This is a genomic window from Anabaena sp. AL93 (genome assembly GCF_001672085.1).
Lineage (GTDB): Bacteria > Cyanobacteriota > Cyanobacteriia > Cyanobacteriales > Nostocaceae > Dolichospermum > Dolichospermum heterosporum.
The window spans coordinates 20,094-41,161 of the sequence record NZ_LJOU01000052.1 but is presented as its reverse complement, the minus strand read 5'-3'; the positions used below and the strand labels follow the sequence as shown (position 1 = coordinate 41,161).

The 21,068-nt window shown below is 42.5% G+C and carries 3 protein-coding genes and 1 pseudogene; 3 read left to right on the top strand and 1 reads right to left on the bottom strand.

All coding sequences use genetic code 11. The features are described 5' to 3' along the window. Window positions 1-15,591, top strand: a 15,591-nt coding sequence (locus AN486_RS14665; RefSeq protein ID WP_290601274.1) for a Calx-beta domain-containing protein, incomplete at its 5' end; no start/stop codon positions are given. 128 nt (window positions 15,592-15,719) lie between these two features. Here AN486_RS14665 and AN486_RS14660 read toward each other — a convergent pair. Next, window positions 15,720-15,986, bottom strand: a pseudogene (locus AN486_RS14660) (transposase); the annotation flags it as partial. Between the two features lie 606 nt (window positions 15,987-16,592). Between AN486_RS14660 and AN486_RS14655 the strand changes: the two are divergent. Then, a complete protein-coding gene (locus AN486_RS14655) occupies window positions 16,593-19,985 on the top strand; it encodes a phycobilisome rod-core linker polypeptide (protein WP_290601272.1) in 3,393 nt (1,130 codons plus the stop codon). Window positions 19,986-20,562: 577 nt separating this feature from the next. Next, window positions 20,563-21,048 (top strand): allophycocyanin subunit alpha, encoded by a 486-nt coding sequence (apcA, locus tag AN486_RS14650; protein ID WP_193891438.1) that lies wholly within the window; start codon window positions 20,563-20,565, stop codon window positions 21,046-21,048. Window positions 21,049-21,068: the final 20 nt, after the last annotated feature.

The following is a 21,068-nucleotide window of genomic DNA, read 5'->3' as shown; positions in this document are numbered from 1 at the left end:
TATGCGGGTGCAGGCAATGATACGGTCATTGGTAGTGCAACGGGATGGAACCAACTGTTTGGAGAAGCCGGAGATGACAGTCTACAAGGAGGTGATACCAATCGAGATGACCTCTATGGTGGGGACGGTAATGATGCTCTTTCAGGGTTAGGGGGGAATGATAACCTTTATGGTGAAGCGGGTAATGATAACTTAAATGGGGGAGACGGAGACGACTATTTAGCTCCAGGAACAGGTGCAGATAGTATTGATGGGGGAAATGGCAGCGACTATCTAGACATTGACAACGGTAACGACACAGCCAACACCACCATTATCTATACCAATGTCAACAATGGCACTATCACAGGTGGGTCAAATAACGGCACAGTTTTCCAAGGAATAGAAAGAACTCGACTCAGAACAGGTTCAGGGAACGATAATATCAACGTTTCGGCTACAGATAATTACGATGGCCATTGGAAAAATCAAATTTATGCGGGTGCAGGCAATGATACGGTCATTGGTAGTGCAACGGGATGGAACCAACTGTTTGGAGAAGCCGGAGATGACAGTCTACAAGGAGGTGATACCAATCGAGATGACCTCTATGGTGGGGACGGTAATGATGCTCTTTCAGGGTTAGGGGGGAATGATAACCTTTATGGTGAAGCGGGTAATGATGCTTTAGACCCCGGACTAGGTGTTGATAATGTTGATGGAGGTGCGGATATTGACTTATTAAAAGTTGACTACTCCACCCTTAGCACCAATATAACCTCCACAACCCCTAATAATGGCGGTGGAACAATCTCCACCACTGGAAACTCTGTAAATTACGTCAATATCGAGAAATTTGACATTACAAGTGGTAGCGGTAACGATAACCTCATCGGTGGCAACCTTGAAGATACCTTAAAAGGTGGTGCAGGGGATGACACCCTCAACGGTGGTACGGGTATTGACATCCTTGAAGGGGGTATCGGCGATGATACTTACATTATTGATGAACTAGGGGACACCATCAATGAGAATGTTAGTGCAGGAATAGACATCATTCAAGCTTCTATTTCCTACAGCGTTGAAACCCTCGCTAATGTTGAAAATATCACTCTCACAGGCACAAATAACCTCAATGCGACGGGTAACACCCTTAACAATACCCTCACAGGTAACAGTGGCAATAATACCCTCACAGGTAATGCAGGGAATGATACCCTAGAAGGGGGTACTGGTAATGACTCCCTTAATGGTGGGGATGGAAGCGATCGCCTAATTGGTGTTAATACTACTGCGGCTGCTCCTGGAATCGGTGAAATTGATACATTAGAAGGGGGAACAGGAAGCGATCGCTTTATCTTAGGAGATGCGACAAAAGCCTATTATGATGATGGCAATACTAGCACTAATGGTATTAGTGATTATGCCCTGATTAAAGACTTTAATATCAATGAAGATAAGATTCAATTATTCGGGGCAAAAAGTAATTATATTCTCGCTAATTCTCCCATTGCTGGAGTGTCAGGAACAGGAATATTTATTGATAAACCAGGCACAGAACCCGATGAATTAATTGCCGTTGTTGAAGGAGTAACAGGATTAGATATTAATTCTAATTACTTTACGAATCCTAGCGTAGCTTCTGGTGGATTAGCAGCACAATATTACGATGGTTATTGGAACGATAATTTTAATTTCTTTGCTCAAAATCAACTCGTTCTCAGCCGCAATGATAGCACGATAGACTTTGCTGGTAATTCTTGGAATCTTGGCAATACTTCCCTCGCAGATTTAGACACTTTTAGTGTTCTTTGGCAGGGATATATTAATATTCCTATAACTGGAAATTACACATTTTATTTGAATAGTGATGATGCTAGTTATTTATTTTTAGATGGTGCAGCATTTTCTCCGTCTGCTAGTAATTCTACAGTTAATAATGGAGGATTACACGGCACGATAGAAATAAGTGGTACAGCATTTTTAACCGCAGGATTACATGACATTTTAATGCTCTACGGTGAGGCCAATGGAGGCGAAGTCATGAATTTTTCTTGGTCAAGTGTTGATGGCAATATTCCCAAGCAAATTGTTCCTGATAGTGCTTTATTTACTTTACAACCTGATCCAATAAGTAATCCAGGTACATTATCTTTTAATACTGCAAGTTACAGCGTTAACGAAAACGGAACAGCTAATATAACCATAAATCGTACTGGAGGAAGTGACGGCGCAGTTAGCGCAACCATTACCTATACAGGGGGTACAGCAACTGCACCATCTGACTACAATAACACCCCTATTACGGTTAGTTTTGCTAGTGGAGAAACCAGTAAAACTATCACCATTCCTATCGTTAATGATCTTCAATTTGAACCCGATGAAACTATCAATTTAACGTTAACAAATGCCACTGGTGGTGCAACATTAGGAACGCAAACAACAGCCACATTAATCATCATTAATGATGATCCTTTACGACCGGGTACAATTGCTTTTAATACGAGTAGTTATAGTGTTAATGAAAATGGTACACCAGTTACTAACATAACATTAAATCGTACAGGGGGAAGTGATGGCATAGTTAGTGTTACTTTAACCCCTAGTAATGGAACAGCAACGGCAGGAAGTGATTATAATAATTCACCTATTACGGTTAATTTTACTGATGGAGAAACCAGTCAAATTGTTAATATTCCCATCAATAATGATACGGTTTATGAACCCACAGAAACAGTCAACTTAACCCTATCAAATCCCACCAATGGGGCAATATTAGGGACACAAACAACAGCCTTTTTAAGTATCATTGATAATGATGCAGTGCCTGGTGTTTTATCCTTCAGCAATGCCACTTATGATATTAATGAAAATGGCACACCTGTCACTCAAGTTACTATTAACCGCACTGGGGGAAGTGATGGGGCAATTAGCGCACAAATATTATTAATAAATGGTACAGCAACATCAGGAAGTGATTATGTTGCTACACCTATTACGGTTAACTTTGCTAATGGAGAAACCAGTAAAACAGTTACTATTCCCATCATCAATGATACGGTTTTAGAAAATACAGAAACCATCAACTTAACCCTAACTAACCCGACTGGAGGAGCAACAATTAATGATGCACAAAAGAGCGCGATTGTCAACATTTTGGATGATGATTTTAAACCCACTTTAACGGTTAATATTAATTCCCAACAAGTCAACGAAGGTAACACCATTCAGGGAACAGTCACCCGTAATACAGACACTACAGCATCCTTAACAGTCACCTTAGTTAATAGTGAAAGTAGTCAAATTACTGTACCTACAACTGTTACCATTCCAGCAGGTGCAACTTCAGCAACATTTAATATTACTGCCGTCGATGATACCTTAATAGAACTGCCGAAAAACTATACAATTATTGCCTCAGCTTCTGGGTTTATTAGTGGTCAGAATACTGTAGCAGTGATAGATAATGATGGGGTGATTTTAACCTTGACCCTAGCTGCTAATAGTATCAGCGAGAATGGGGGTAAAGCGATCGCTACAGTCACCCGAAATATTATTACCAATACTCCCCTAGAAGTTCAACTTAGTAGCAGCGACACCACAGAAGCAACTGTTCCCACCAGCGTCATTATTCCTGCTAATCAAGCATCAGCAACCTTTGAAATAAAAGGGGTTGATGATACCATTTTAGATGGCACACAAGCGTTTATTATTACCGCTAAACCTACCTATACAGGGACAAATATAACGGTAGATGCAGGACAAGCAACTGCTAATCTTAATGTTACAGATAATGAAAGTCCTAGCTTAACCCTAACCCTCGATAAAAATATTATCAGCGAGACGGGAACTGCTACCGCTACCATTACCCGAAATACCCCCACAACAGAAGCATTAACCGTTAACCTCACCAGTAGCGACACCACTGAAGCAACCACACCCCAAACTGTTACTATTCCCATCGGACAAACCTCTGCTACCTTTATTGTCACTGGGGTAAATGATGGGGTTAACGATGGTATTCAAAGTGTCACCCTGACTGCAACTGCAAACGGGTTTAATAATGGGGTGAAAACTGTCGAGGTTAGTGACATTGATGTACCAGATTTACAAATTACTAATTTAGCAGCAACAACTAACCCCCTTTATACGGGTAAACAGTCTTATTTAACCTATAAAGTCGAAAATAAAGGTTTATCTCCTGCTTCGGGAACTTGGACAGATAAGGTTTATCTTTCTACTGATAATAAATTTGATAGTAGTGATACTCTGATCACTGAAACCACCTTTACCCCAAATATTCCCTTTAATTCTTTCTATGACCGTAATATCCCCTTCTTTGCGCCGAAAACTGCGGGACAATATTATTTAATTGCCACCACTGACGCTAACAATACTGTTAATGAAGGCGCGGGGTTAGGAGAACAGAATAACACCGTCACCAATGCCATTACAGTTACTCCTGCTTATCGCGCTACCGTTTCCACTGATACGGTAATTGGGACAAATGGACAAGCGGTGACATTGCGAGGAAGTGCGGTTAATAATGCGGATAATTCCCCTGTACCTTTTGAATTTGTCACCATTAAAGTTGAAAATAACGGCACAATTCGGGAATTAAGCGCGTTTACGGATGGTAACGGCAATTTTGTTAAGGCATTTAATCCCCTACCCACAGAAGGGGGACAATATAACATTAATGCCTATTTCCCCAGTAATCCCAACGAAGATACAGCACCCGAAGACAGTTTTAAGCTGTTGGGGATGAAGTTTAATAGCAATCAAGTCACCAATAAAGTCATTGCCAATTCTCCCTTTACTGGTTCTATCGGACTGGAAAACATCACGAATATTGGGTTAACGGGGATTACGGCGACGGTTGATAGTGTGGTGAATGGGTGGAATGTGCAGGTTAATACCCCCTCAGTCTTGGATGGTTCGGGGAATAATACCGTTAGCTACACGATTACTGCGCCTAATGATTCCTATATTACCCAAGATACTTTTAATATCAAGCTTACCAGTGCGGAAGGCGCGACGGCGGTTTTACCTGTTAATGTCAATTTAGAGCGCATTGTCCCCCGTTTAGTGGCTTCTACTAATTTGGTGAGTAGTGGGATGTTACGGGGAGATCAGACGGTTGTTGAATTTGAGGTGACGAATGAGGGGGGAGGGGTTGCAGAAAATATTGAGGTGTTGTTACCGAATGAACCTTGGTTAAAGTTAGCTTCTCCTGTGACAATTTCGGCGTTAAATTCGGGAGAATCTACAAAAGTTACTTTATTACTGTCTCCAGAGGCGAATTTACCGTTAACGGAATATACAGGCAATCTCTTCTTAGATGCTGCTGGAAATGATGGGGATTTATCTGTTGATTTTAACTTCCGTGCGGTAAGTGATGCTAAAGGTAATATACGGATTAATACGGTTGATGAATTATTCTATTTTGCAGAAGGTGCGCCGAAGTTAGCGAATGCAACGGTAACGTTACGGGATTATTTCAGTAATGCAGTGATAGCCACTACGGTGACAGATGAGACAGGAATGATTAACCTGTCTAATATTAATGAAGGGTTTTATAACATTGAAATTAAGGCAGATAAGCACGATACTTTCCGTCAAACGATTCAGTTAGATGCAGGGGAAACGGAGAATGTTGATGCGTTTTTATCTCGCCAAACCGTTCAATATATTTGGAATGTTACCCCAACAGAGATTCAGGATAAATACAATATCACGGTTGAAAGTGTTTTTGAGACTGATGTACCGATTCCTGTTGTAGTAATTGATCCGCCATTAATTGATTATGGGGATCTGCAAGTGGTTGGTCAAGTCAAGCAAGTAGATATGAGAGTTACCAATCATGGGTTAATTGCTGCCCAGGATCTCAAATTGCAATTTGCAGATCATCCTTTCTATAAAGTTGAGCCTTTGATCGAAGATATTGTTTCACTGGGAGCAAAAAGTTCTCTAACTATTCCTATAAGAATTACTAGAATTGCGGATTTTGATACTTTAACAAGTAATAGTAATGAGTTAGCAACACTAGCTACCACAACACCATCTGTTTCTTGTTCGCTCCCTGGTTTTCTTCAGTACATAATTCCATGTCGTGGTGGAATTCCGATTGGAACAGGAATTGGTTCTAACAATGTAGAAGGTAATTGTCCGCCAGATGGTGGAATTCTCCCAACTCCAACTCCAACTGTACCTGCGGTTCCTAAATTTACTCCCACTCCTATTATAGTTAACCAGCCATCTAATTGTAGTGATGGTAGCTGCGGCGGTTCTGGTGGCCCACCACCATTATCTCCGCCACCACCGACTCCTGAAGATACAAAAAATGAATCGGAACAAGTTATCCCATTAATTTCGGGGGAAAGTGGCTCATTCCCGAAAAAAGAATGGAAAGCACCTGAGAGGATACCTGATACCCCACCACCACCAACACCACCACAAGATTGTAACATTCCTCAAAGACCCGAAGACCCTGACAAGAAACAGCCCTATATTTCTGTCAACATTCAGGTAGAGAGACCTTTAGCTGACTTTATGAAACAACAGTCAGGAACAACCGAACCTTTAATGGGTAGTTCATTTACCCTATCAGCAGGAAGTGGAGAAAAACGCTCCTATGAAGCGGTTGTCCAATCCTATGTTGAAATGGCTGGAATTTTAAAAGGTACAAAAAGCGCACCTTTCTCTCAACTTAATGAAAATATTCTTTATGGTAGCAAGATTATTATCACTGAAGTGACAGGTAAGCCAGATGGCTCTACGCATACTGAAAAGACTACCTATTACCTATATCGCTTCATTGATGGGACGGATGCTGACCATAACGATAAACGCATTGAGTTCGAGGATACCCTCGTCAATGGCACTCGAACCAAACCGATTAGCTTAAAAGCAGGTTCGGCAACCCCTCAACTTAGTGCTTCAGGTGCGTTTTCTGCTTCAGGTTCAACTGTCGAATTTAAGCCAACTTCAGTTGGACTAGATCAAAGTGGAACTTTAACCATTAAAACTCCCACTGGAAAAGATGTTGGTACTCTTAAGCTTAAAGGTGATGGTGAACCCAAACAAAAGTGGTTTGTTGATGTTAGTTCGTTCTTCAACCCTGATGACTTTACAGATGCTGTTGAGAATGCGTTTAGTAATGACATGACTACCAATGAAAAACTGATCTTTGGGACAGCTAACGCTGATGGAACTGTTGTTTTTGATGCTATAAAAGCATCCGCATTTATTAATGATGTGATTGCTGAAGCAGCAGGGTTGCTCAATCCATTTAGTGCAGGGTTAGAACGAGTAACTTCTTCATCATCTGGGACAGTTGATTTTGATGACTGGGAAGCAGAGTCTCTGGACTTGTTAGATGAATCTTCTCCAACGTTAGGATATGCTTTTATTGTTGATAACGAGAATGGCCAGTTCAATATTGACGACATTAACAACAAACGGACAATCTATAGTAAAGCTGAACAAAACTTTAGGTTATCCGAAGCATTAAATGAAAATTACAATGGTCATGTTGATGTTTATCTCAATCGCTACTTTACTGAAAGAACAGGAGACTGGACTCGCCAACAATTAGTCAGATCGCTAGGTAAAACCATTGCTCACGAACTGGGGCATAATGTTGGACTCAACCACACCAATAATTTCAACGCTAGTGATGTAATGGCTCAAGGGTTTGTATTAGGCGCACAAAAGAGTTTTACAACCACAGCCAATGCTTTCAAAATTGCATTAGGACTACCTTGGAATCAAGCCGAAGGACAACAAGCAGTTCAGTATTATTCGACTTATATTACAACAGGAAGAGGAGATGCTCCTGAAGGTACAAATGATCCAGATTCGCAACCACCGCAACCAATTAATGATGGACTTTTATGGTTGTTAGATAGTAGCTCTCAAAACTTTGTTGATGTTATCAATTTTGGAAATGTCAATCTTACTGGTTCGGTAGCAACATTAAACTTTGTTCTTGCTAATGTAGGCGATCAATCTGCCACAATTAATAATATTTCCCTTGCAGGAAATACAGGTCAATTTACCTTAAGCAACTTCACCAGTGGTTTAGTTCTTGCACCAGGAACAAATACACCGATTAGGATTAGTTTTGACCCCTCTGTGATTGGTCAGTCCAACACTACCTTAGTAATTAATAGCGATGCACTTCAACCAATTGTAGAAATTCCACTGACAGGATTTGGTCAAAGTACCAATCCTTATCTATCCTTCAACACCCAGAACAATAATTTAGGTGGTGTCGCTGTAGTTGGTGGAAAAGTAGAAACGCATAATCTGGCAACAATTACTAACTACGGTACTCAACCTCTTAGTATTTCTGATATTAAATTAGTTGAAGGTAGTAGTGCTTTCAAATTACTTGATATTGCTAATAACTTAGCCACTAATCCTATTACACTAAACTTGGGTGAGTCGTGGTCTTTTGGTGTTGAGTTTGATCCTAACAAGTTGGGATTAGATCGAGGAGTAGTTGAAATTACCAGTAACGATCCCAATAATTCTAAATCTCGCTTTAGTTTCATAGGAACAGGTTTAGATACAGTAGTTTATCCTCAATGGGGTGATGATTTTATTGCAATTGAATTCCCTAATCTTTCCAATAATGTCGTTCAACGGATAAAGAGTGACCAGAACGGGAACTTTCAAACTGTCTTACCTTCTAATCAATACTATCACATGGTAGTCTTTGATCCGATAACAAGCTTAGTTAGTCATAGTTATGGCTATACACCATCATCAAGACGAGGAATTGATTTAACTGCTAGTCTTGTATTTCAAGGTAGTACGGCGGCCGATACTGACGGTGATGGTTTACCTAATGATGTGGAGTTTGCTGTTAGCACTGCCGCAAAAAAAGCTGACAATGAGATTCAATCTAATGAGATTCAATCTGGAGTTTGCGCTCAAGTCCGCATTACCATTGACCAAGAAGCAGTAATGACTCGTTCCGCCTTTCTCGGCGCACTAGAAATCGACAACGGCAACGCCACCAACCTCGAAAACCTCTCCGTCACCCTCCAAGTCAAAGACGCAAACGGCAATATCGTTAACAACCTCTTTGGCATCACCAACCCCACCATCAAAAATATCACCGCAGTAGATGGTACAGGTATCCTCACAGGCGATGACCCCAACACCCCCCAAAATGAAGGTTTAGGCAGTGCCGAATGGACATTTATCCCCACTAACCTCGCCGCACCCCAAACCGCTACCACTTACAACATCGGCGGTACACTCTCCTACACCGAAAACGGACAAGTCATTAACGTCCCCTTACTTTCCACTCCCATCACCGTCCTACCCCAAGCCGAACTGTACCTAGACTACTTCCAATCCCGCAACGTCTATGGCGATGATCCCTTCACTGATGCCACCGAAGTAGCTGTACCCTTCGATCTCGCCGTTTTAGTCCGCAATCAAGGCTATGGCGACGCGAAAAATCTCAGCATTACCTCCTCTCAACCCAAAATCATCGAAAATGAGAAAGGATTACTGATTAATTTCAATATCATCGGTTCCCAAGTCAACGGAGAAGACGTTACTCCCTCCCTCGCAGTCAACTTTGGCGATATTGCAGCAGGAGAAACCGCCGTCGCTAACTGGTTGCTCAAATCTACCCTACAGGGTAAATTCATCGAATACAAAGCCACCTTTGAACACGTCAACGGACTCGGCAACAAAGAACTCTCCCTCATCAAAGAAGTCAAAATTCACGAACTTATCCAAAAAGTTGCAGCAGACAGTGATAATCTGCCTGATTTCCTCGTTAACGACACCTTTGATGCCAAATTCTACCCCGATACCCTCTACTTCAGCAACGGCACAACCGCACCCGTCACCACCGTTGACACCGCCACCGTTGACGCACCCGTTACCATCTTCGACCTAGAAGCACAAATCACCGTAAACTCCCCTCTCCTCACAGGAGAGGGGTTAGGGGGTGAGGTCGGTTGGACTTATATCACCCTCGAAGATCCCGCCAACGGACAATTCCAAATTAAACAGCTATTACGTTCCGATGGTACTTTAATCAATCTAGACAACATCTGGCGCACCGATCGCACCTTCCCCGCCACCGGACGACCAGTATACGAAAATATACTACATTTCCTCGACAAAGACAGCACGGGCAGCTACAAAATCATCTACAACAGCAACGACAACGCCGCCCCCCAAGTCCGCGAAATCGTTGATGTTTCGCCCAACCCCCGCAATACAGTTGTTGATAGCTTAACCGTCGTCTTTAGCGAAGCCATCCGCACCAATACCTTTGATTATCAAGACTTAAGCTTAACCCTTGATGGTGGGGCAAATTTAATTACTAACGGGGTGACAATCAACCAAATTGACCCGATTACCTTCCAAATCAATAATTTAACCGGAATTACAGGCAATATTGGACAATATCAACTTAGTGTTAATGCGACAGGCATCCAAGACTTAGCAGGTAACGCCGGGGCAGGTATTGTTAACGAAAATTGGACATTTACAGGCGACAGACCCGCTATTGCCTCAATTATCGGCTTTAACTCTACCTTACTTAACACTGCCGTTAATACCTTCGATGTCACCTTCACAGAAGCCATTAACCCCAGTAGCTTCGACTACACCGACATCACCCTACTACGCAACAATGGCGAAAGCTTAGTTAACAACACCGTCACCATCACCCAAATTGATGCGACTACCTTCCGAGTCGGTAACTTTGCCCAATTTACCAACACCGAAGGGGATTATCAACTATTAGTCACCGCTAATGGCGTACAGGATACTGATGGTAACAACGGCGTAGGCGGTAAAGGCTTTAACTGGGTACTCGATAACACCATTCCCACCCTCACCAGTATTACTAACCTCACCAGTCCTCGCAATACGGCAGTTACTAGCGTAGAAATCAGTTTTTCTGAGGCAATTAACAAAGATACACTGAATTTTAATGACCTGATCTTAAACCGTGATGGGAGTGCCAATTTAATCACCAATGGTGTCACCCTAGAAAAACGCAACGAAACCACATACACCATCAAAGGATTAAGCGGACTACAAGCTGATAACGGCGTTTACACCCTCACCGTCAACGGTACAGGAATTAAAGATGCAGCAGGAAATAGCGTCAGTAACTCCCTAAATCAAACCTGGACATTAGACAGCATTGCCCCCAATATTCCCACTAATATTCAAGTTAATGCTACCCCAACAGCCGAACTACAAACTGCTTCATTAGGGATTCTCAATCAATTCGGACAATTCCGAGTTAATAGCCAAAATATCACCATTACAGGCAATTTACCCGAATCTAACCTCCGGGTATATATCAAAGACCTAACCACTAACCAAGACTTAGGACAAGCTAACGTCACCGGAACGCAATTTAGTGGCAATATTCAACTCCCTTCCCCCGGTTCTCGTAACCTAGAAATTCGGGTACAAGATGCTGCCGGAAACATTTCAACTGCTACCCTTGGGGTTTTTGCTGATGTTACTCAACCAGCTATTACCCAATTTCCTAACCTTCCCACCTCAACCCCTAACCCAGTCAATACTATTGATGTTCAATTCTCTGAACAAATTAACCTCAATACCTTTGATCAGAGTGATCTGACCCTCAGCCGTGACGGTGTTAACCTAACCTTACCTAATACCGTCACTGTTACCTATCTCTCCGATACAACCTATCGCATTAACGGGTTAGATAGTTTAACTAACACTCCTGGTGTTTACAGCTTAAAAGTTGATGCTACTACCATCCAAGATAATACGGGTAATAGTGGTGATGCAGCCAAAACCGCAACATTTACCATTGCTGCACCGCCAACTCCCGGCATTACTTTAACTCAAAGTGGTGGTAGCACTGCCGTCACCGAAGGCGGTAATACTGATAGTTATACCCTTGTTCTCAAAACTCAACCGACTGCTGATGTGACTGTTACCCTAAACGGTGGTAATCAAATTACCATTGATAAAACTACCGTCACTTTCACATCTGCTAACTGGAATACTCCCCAAACTGTTACCGTTACAGCCGTTAACGACACTATCGCCGAAGGAAACCACACCAGTACAATTAGCCATAGTGTTAGCAGTGCAGATACTAATTACAACAATGCCACACTTCCTAATGTTGCTGTCAGCATCACCGATAATGATGCCGAAATTCGCGGCATGAAATGGCATGATCTTGATGGCAATGGGGTGAAAGATGCTGGGGAAACTGGTTTACAAGGTTGGACAATTTACCTCGATACCAACACCAACGGACAATTAGACAACGGCGAAATCTCAACTATTACCGACACAAACGGTAATTATCAATTTACTAATCTGCGTCCAGGAGTTTACACCGTCGCTGAAGTTCAACAACCAGGATGGAAGCAAACCTTCCCCGGCGTTAATATCACTACCACTAACGCGGAAATTCCCCTTTATACGCCAACTTTAGAGATTATTTCGCCCCTCAACTCAACCAACGAGGTGCAACTCAACTTTAATGCGGCTAATTATATAGTTAAGGAAGACGGCACAGCAGTCACAGAAATTTGGGTAACTCGCACAGGAAACGCCAGTAATACGGTTAGTGCCACACTTAGCTTCATTGATGGTACTGCCAAAGGGTGTGGATGTGCGGCTAGTTCTGTCAATAATGATTTCAACAATATTCCGATTACTGTCACTTTCGCTGCAAATGAAACCAGCAAACTCGTTTATGTGCAGAATGCCCTGTTAGGTAATTCTAACGCCATCAAAATCCGTAACGATGACAAAGTTGAGGGAGACGAGTATTTTACAATTAAACTGACTAACCCCACAGGTGGCGCAACCATCGGTAATCAAAGCAGTGCTACTGTGACTATTGTTGATGACGATGCCCTTGCCAGTCCTACAGTAACGCCCCCTCTGGAAAGTCCTAGCACCACAATTTCCAGTTTTGTGGATAGTCAGGCAACTTCTTTAATTAACCTGGATAATTTCCGGGCAGATAGCCGCTTTGCTAACATCAAAGGCAACGGTTTAACTACTGTCATCATTGATACGGGTATAGACTTAAATCATCCCATCTTTGGGGCTGATGCTGATAATAACGGTATTGCTGATAAAATTATCTATGAATACGACTTTGCCGATAATGACACAGATGCCAGTGATAAAAATAATCACGGTTCTCACATTGCCAGCATCTTTACCAGCGTTGCCCCCGATTCCAATATCATCGCCTTAAAAGTCTTTAAAGATAATGGTTCTGGCAGTTTCTCCGATTTAGAAAAAGCCCTGCAATGGGTGGCAGCTAATAGCACAGCATATAATATTGCGTCTGTCAACCTTTCTCTGGGAGATAGTCAAAACTGGACAACAGCTACTTCTCGTTATGGCATTGGTGATGAATTAGCAGCGATCGCCTCCCAAAACATTATTATCAGTGCGGCAGCAGGTAATAGTTTCTATCAGTATGGTAGTAAAACAGGATTAGCCTATCCGGCTATAGATCCCAATGTAATTGCTGTTGGCGCGGTTTGGGCTGATAATTCTAGCAGCGCGAAAAACTTTGTCGGTGGTGCAATTGATTACACAACAACTGCTGATCAAATTGCTAGTTTCTCCCAACGCGATCGCAACTTGTTAGATGTATTTGCTCCTGGTATCTTAATTACAGGTGCTAATGCCAGTGGTGGTACTACCTCTATGGGAGGAACTAGCCAAGCAACGGCATACATGACAGGTGTGGCAACTCTCGTACAGCAGATAGCAGTAGAAAAACTTGGTCGGAAACTGACAGTTAATGAGTTCCGCAATCTCCTGAGTACAAACAGTGTCATTATCAACGACGGTGATAACGAAAACGACAACGTAATCAACACAGGAGCAAATTATCCCCGTGTAGATTTATTGAAACTCGCAGAAGGTATTCTCAATCTCAGTGATGCAACTTCTAACCCCAATCCTGTTGATCCGGGTAACAACAATAACAATAGCGCAACTACCATATTCGACAATACCATTAACCTTGTTCATACCGTTAACTTGACAGCAGGAGCAGTCCGTACAGGAATTGATTTTGGCAACCAACAAATCATAGTTAATCATCCGCCTACGGTTACTAACCTTATCGCCCCTCAAACGGCAACTGAAGATACAGCCTTTAGTTTCACTATCCCAGAAAACACTTTTACTGATATTGACGCTGGTGATGTTCTTACCTATTCAGCCACATTAGAAAATGGTAATGCTTTACCAAGTTGGTTAACTTTCAATCCTACAATTCGCACCTTTAGCGGTACTCCCACTAATGATCATGTAGGGAATTTGAATGTTAAGGCGATCGCAATAGATAAAGCCGGAGCAAATGTTAGTGATATCTTTGTAATTACCGTTGAAAATGTCAACGATGCACCGATTCTAAATAGTGCGATCGCAGATCAAACCGCCAAACAAGGTGACGCTTTCAGTTTCCAAATTCCTACCAATACCTTCACAGATGTTGATGCTGGTGATGTTCTAACTTATTCAGCAACATTAGAAAATGGCAATGCTTTACCAAGTTGGTTAACTTTCAATCCTACAATTCGCACCTTTAGCGGTACTCCCACTAATGATCATGTAGGGAATTTGAATGTTAAGGCGATCGCTACAGATAAAGCCGGGGAAACTGTTAGTGATATCTTTGTAATTGCCGTTGAAAACATCAACGATGCACCGATTTTGAGTAATGCGATCGCCGATCAAAACGCTAAACAAGATAACCTCTTTAACTTCCAAATTCCCACCAACACTTTCAGCGATATTGATGCTGGTGATTTTCTGACTTATTCCGCAACATTAGAAAATGGCAATGCTTTACCAAGTTGGTTAACCTTTAATCCCACAACTGGCACCTTTAGCGGTACTCCCAGTAATGATAATGTTGGTAGTTTGAATGTTAAGGCGATCGCTACAGATAAAGCCGGAGCAAATGTTAGTGATATCTTTACTATTACAGTTGAAAAGGAAGCTGATATTGTGATTCCAGGTTTGGCTATTACCGATAATTCAGGCAATGCCGATGATTCTAGTATCAAATTCACAACAGAACTATCCCAGTTTCGTAAGGGCTACCAAGACAGCGATTATGTCCGCCCCAATTATGCTGATATCACCAAATACTTTGATATCAACAATACGGGGACAGGTATCCTGGTGGTTTCCGATATTCAGATTAATGTCGGCGGGGTGACTGTAAATCTGGATTTGTCAGGGGATAAAGACCTGTTCCTGAATCCGGGTTCGAGCCAACGGGTTAACTTGACCTATGATCCTTTGGTAGCTAAGGAAAACTTTAATGTTGCTAATGGTCTGGTATTGTTTACCAACGTTCCTGATTGGTCTCAGTACGAGGTTAAATTGTCCGGTAAATCCACCTTTAACTCAGACATCAACTATGATGGCAAAGTTAATACTGGTGATTTAGGTTCACTGAACCAAGCAAAAACGAACTTTAATAAGGGAATTTTTGATGCCACTGCTGATATCAATGGTGATGGGTTGATTAATACCCTTGATGCAAGTGCCTTGACTGCTGACATCAAGCTTAAATTGTCAGTTTAAGTTCTCAGTGTCTGTTCAGTACTCCAACTAATGATCATGTAGGGAATTTGAATGTTAAAGTCATAGCTATACTCAAAACAGCTTGATTGTTTGATTCTAAACGTAGATACAAGATACTGTCTTGAAAGTCAAGTGGTGGGAGAAAGAAAATTAGGGTCAAAAGCGGTCTGAGACTTGAGAACACCAAAAACTTGGCGTAAAAGCTTGTGCATGGCTGCACCAATAACAGACTTTTTAGATTTACCTTTAGCCAAAAGACGTTCACAGAAGGAGTGAATCAAAGGATTATAGCGACGAGCAACAATCGCAGGCATAAAAAGAGCCTGACGCAAACGGGAATTGCCAATTTTAGACAAACGAGGTTTGCCATGAACGGAAGAACCAGAAGAAAACTCTTGAGGAGTAAGCTAGTACCGCAGGGCGGAAGTCAAAAGTCAAAAGTCAAAAGTCAAAAGTCAAAAGTCAAAACGAAGACAGTATAGGCTTTTTAACGATTTAGAATGGTTGGTTTATTTATGCCGTGTTGTACTAGTATGTTAATTTTGTGGGTTTTGGAGCGATTTCCTGGGAAATTATTGGTGTTACCGTAGTTTACACCGAAAGCATCTGTTCCAGGCACTTTCTCATAAAAATATGCGACACATTTTGGGCATGAAGTCTTATGGGATAAGGGATTCAGAATTAACACCCTAGTTTTTAGCCTGTTTTCTTATAAATAAGTTTAAGAATTAAATTGGTGCAGAATTTGGGATAAAATCTGTGTTCAGCCAAGAAAATCCAAGTATGTATCCTCTTGAATATCAAAATTTAGATTACAGATTCGACATACTTCTTAATAAACCAACAGCGTAAACGCAAAACGTTCTAATCTAAAAATTGACCGAGTTAATTTACTGGGTTTTATAGGCGTAAAATCCATAGATACGCACAAATGTCAAGCCTTAAAATAAATAACTCAGGCTTAACACATAAACAGTTATGATAGGAGTCTTAAAAAACCCATGAGTGTTAAGGCAAGCGGTGGAAGCTCAGTTGCGCGTCCGCAACTATATCAAACCTTACCTGTCTCTACCATTTCCCAAGCGGAACAACAAGACCGCTTTTTGGGAAGAGGTGAACTAAGTGAACTTAGCAGCTATTTTGCCTCCGGTGCAAAGCGGTTAGAAATTGCCAAGATTTTGACCGACAATTCCGAAATTATCGTTTCTCGTGCGGCTAACCGGATTTTCATTGGTGGTTCACCAATGGCTTTCTTTGAAAAGCCCCAAGAACGAGAATTGGCAATGGTCGGCGCAGGTGTTAATGTCCAAGAGGGCATGAAACTAGGAACAGTCACCTACGTTGAAAGTAGTGGTGGTTTCTTTGAAAACCTCCGTTCTATCTTCAATACTTCTGCTGGTGGACCAACACCTCCAGGCTTTAGACCTATTAACGTTGCTCGTTATGGTCCTAGCAACATGGCCAAGAGTTTACGGGACTTGTCCTGGTTCTTACGCTATGCCACCTACGCCATTGTCGCTGGCGACCCCAATATCATTTCTGTGAATACCAGAGGTTTGCGGGAAATTATTGAAAATGCTTGTTCTGGGGAAGCAACCATCGTTGCTTTGCAGGAAATTAAAGCAGCGTCCCTGTCTTATTTCCGTAAAGATGCCGCAGCTACAGAAATTGTGACTCAGTACATGGATGTGTTGCTGACGGAATTTAAAGCACCAACACCTTCTACTAAAGTTCGTCAACGTCCTTCCGGCGACCAACAAGGGTTACAACTGCCACAAATTTACGCTGTTGCCGCAGAACGTCGTCCCAAGTACGTCATGAAGCCCGGTTTGTCTTCTAGCGAGAAGACTGAAATTATCAAAGCTGCTTATCGTCAAGTATTTGAGCGCGATATTACCCGTGCTTATAGCTTGTCTATTTCTGACTTAGAATCTAAAGTTAAAAATTGCGAGATCTCCATGCGGGAGTTTATTCGCCGTTTAGCTAAATCCCCCCTTTACCAAAAACAGTTTTATCAGCCTTTTATTAATAGCCGGGTGATTGAATTGGCTTTCCGTCACATTTTAGGACGGGGTCCAAGTAGCCGGGAAGAAGTGCAAAAATACTTTGCCATTGTCTCACTCAAAGGTTTAGCAGGTTTAGTTGATGCTTTGGTAGATTCTACCGAATACAGTGATTACTTTGGTGAAGAAACAGTTCCCTACATTCGGGGTCTGGGTCAAGAAGCCCAAGAATGTCGTAACTGGGGACAACAGCAAGACCTGTTTAAATACAGTGCGCCTTTCCGGAAAGTTCCTCAGTTTATTACAACTTTTGCTGCTTACGAACAACCATTACCTGACCAACATCCCTACGGTTCTGGTAATGACCCCTTGGAAATCCAATTTGGGGCGATTTTCCCGAAAGAAACCCGCAACCCCAGCAGCAGCCCTGCACCATTTAGTAAGGATACCCGCCGGATCTTGATTCACCAAGGTCCTGGTATCAATAACCAACTCAGCAATCCTAATGCTCGGAGTGTAGCTCCTGGGACTTTGGGCGCGAAGGTGTTCAAGTTAGACCAGTTACCTGGAACTATTGGCAGAAAAGCTCCTAAGGGTGTAAGTGTCAAGTTCTCGGAAAGTTCTACCCAAGCGGTAATTAAGGCTACTTATCTACAAGTTTTTGGTCGTGATGTTTACGAAGGTCAACGTCTGAAGGTTGCAGAAATTAAGCTGGAAAACGGCGATATCACCGTCCGCGAGTTTGTGCGGATGTTGGCGAAGTCGGATTTATTCCGCAAGATGTACTGGACTTCTCTCTATGTCTGTAAAGCGATTGAATATATTCACCGTCGCTTGTTAGGTCGTCCTACCTACGGTCGGGAAGAAAACAACAAGTATTTTGACATTGCTGCTAAGAAGGGCTTTTATGCGGTCGTTGATGCCATTCTTGACAGTGACGAATACAGCCAAGCATTTAATGAAGATACAGTTCCTTACGAGCGTTATCTAACTCCTGCGGGTGTGTCTTTACGTCAATTACGTGTGGGGACTATCCGCGAAGATTTGGCGAATGTTGAGAAACAAGAAACTCCTCGCTTTGTGGAATTGGGTGCAGTCACAGAAATGCGGACTGAACCAGATATTGATTTCCGCATTAACCAAGGTGTTACTAAGCAACGTGAGCAAACCAAAGTCTTTAAACTGACAGCAGTTAAAAATGACAAGGTTGCGGCGGAAATTGTGATTAGCGGTGCTTATCGGCAGATTTTCGAGCGCGATATTGCTCCTTACATCTCTAAGAACGAGTTTACAGTTCTAGAAAGTAAGTTGGTGAACGGTGAAATCAGCGTTAAGGAATTTATTCAAGGTTTGGGTTACTCTAGCCTGTATCAGAAAGAGTTCTACACCCCTTACCCCAATACAAAGGTAATTGAGTTGGGTACTAAGCATTTCTTGGGTCGCGCTCCTATTGACCAAGCAGAAATTCGTAAATACAACCAAATTTTAGCTACTCAAGGGATTCGTGCTTTTATTAGCGCGATGGTTGAAAGTGCTGAATATGGTCAGGTGTTTGGTGAAGATACCGTTCCTTTCCGTCGCTTCCCCACTTTACCTGCGGCTAATTTCCCCAATACTGAGAAGCTTTACAACCAGTTAACCAAGCAAAATGATGATGTGGTTGTTCCTAGTTTTGAAACTGTGAAGCCACGGATTAAAACTGAGAATACGCCAATTCTAGCGAAGGCGATCGCAGATTTAGCAGCCCAAGCCAAGAAAATGGACAAGACAAAACCCTTGTTTATTGAGTTGGGTCGTTCTTTCAACGATGGTCGTGGTCAATCTGTAGAAGTTGGTGTCGGTACAAGCCGTCGCAAACCAGCCCGGATTTACCGTGCTACCACTGGCACAAATTCCCCAGAAACCAATCAGGTCATCAATGCTATCTATATCCAAGTTATGGACGTATTTAGCGGTCAAGTACCTGCTTATTTCCGCCGTTCTGACTTAGACAGCAAATTGCGTAACGGCGAAATTACCGTGCGGGAATTTGTTCTCGAACTAGCCAGTTCCGAAATCTATCGCAAACGGTTCTACACCCCCTATCCCAACACCAAGGTAATTGAATTCCTATTCCGTCACCTCTTGGGACGCGCACCCGCTACTCAGGGCGAAATCCGTCAATATAACAAACTATTGGCTGATAGCGGTTTACGGGCAGCAGTAGAGGCAATTGTTAACAGTCCTGAGTATGCTCGTTACTTTGGTGAAGACGTTGTTCCCTACAAACGCTATCCATCTTTACCAGCAGGTAACTATTTAGGCAGTGTTCAAGCTGAAGCCGACCTAGTGAAGCAATCCTGGTCTAGCTTATCTCCTTCTGTTTTAACAGGTGGTCTTCCTAATAGATAGGTGACAGGTGACAGGTGACAGGAAGAAGGCAAGAGGCAAGAGGCAAGAGGCAAGAGGCAAGAGGCAAGAGGCAAGAGGCAAGAGGCAAGAGGCAAGAGGCAAGAGGCAAGAGACAAGAGGCAAGAGGCAAGAGGCAAGAGGCAAGAGATAATTCTTCCTTTCTTCTCCCTCATGATTCAGAAAAGACTGTTTAATCTGGATTTCACAGGCTTTTTACTGTTCCCTGTTCCCTGTTCCCTGTTTCCTGTTTCCTGTTTCCTGTTTCCTGTTTCCTGTTCCCTGTTTCCTGTTTCCTGTTTCCTGTTCCCTGTTTACTGTTCCCTGTTCCCTGTTCCCTGTTCCCTGAGAATGAGCAAATCTGAAAATAAGTGTTACAAAATATTAAGAGCAGTAATAAATGCTCAACATAATACTGGACAATATTTTGCGGGAGGTAATTGAGTTTTCCACCTGGTTTACACCAAATCCAGACAATCTGGCTAAAAATGTCAACCAAGTTGTCAAGTCACTATCAACCACATAAAGTCGTACCAGTTTAATCAAATTCTGGTTCCATTAGTTTTGGAGGAATCCATTAATGAGTATCGTCACGAAAGCCATCGTGAATGCTGATGCGGAAGCTCGCTACCTCAGCCCCGGTGAATTAGATAGAATCAAAGGTTTTGTTGCTGGTGGCGCACAACGTCTCCGCATCGCTCAAGTATTGACCGAAAACCGCGAGCGCATTGTTAAGCAAGCTGGCGACCAACTGTTCCAAAAACGTCCTGACGTTGTTTCCCCCGGTGGTAACGCTTACGGTCAAGAAATGACAGCTACTTGCTTGCGTGACTTGGACTACTACCTCCGTCTCGTTACCTACGGAATCGTTTCTGGTGATGTTACAGCCATCGAAGAAATCGGTATCGTTGGTGTGCGTGAAATGTACAAATCTTTGGGTACTCCCATTGATGCAGTTGCTGGTGGCGTTGCCGCTATGAAGAACGTTGCTGCTACCCTATTGTCTTCTGAAGACGCTGGTGAAGCTGGTTCTTACTTCGACTACGTTGTTGGTGCAATGCAGTAAGTTTTAGCTGTAACTCGGCT

Excerpts from the sequence above, each read along its gene's own strand:
- AN486_RS14655 (WP_290601272.1), top strand. The coding sequence starts at position 16,593 with ATGAGTGTTAAGGCAAGCGGTGGAAGCTCAGTTGCGCGTCCGCAACTA.
- apcA (WP_193891438.1), top strand. The coding sequence starts at position 20,563 with ATGAGTATCGTCACGAAAGCCATCGTGAATGCTGATGCGGAAGCTCGC.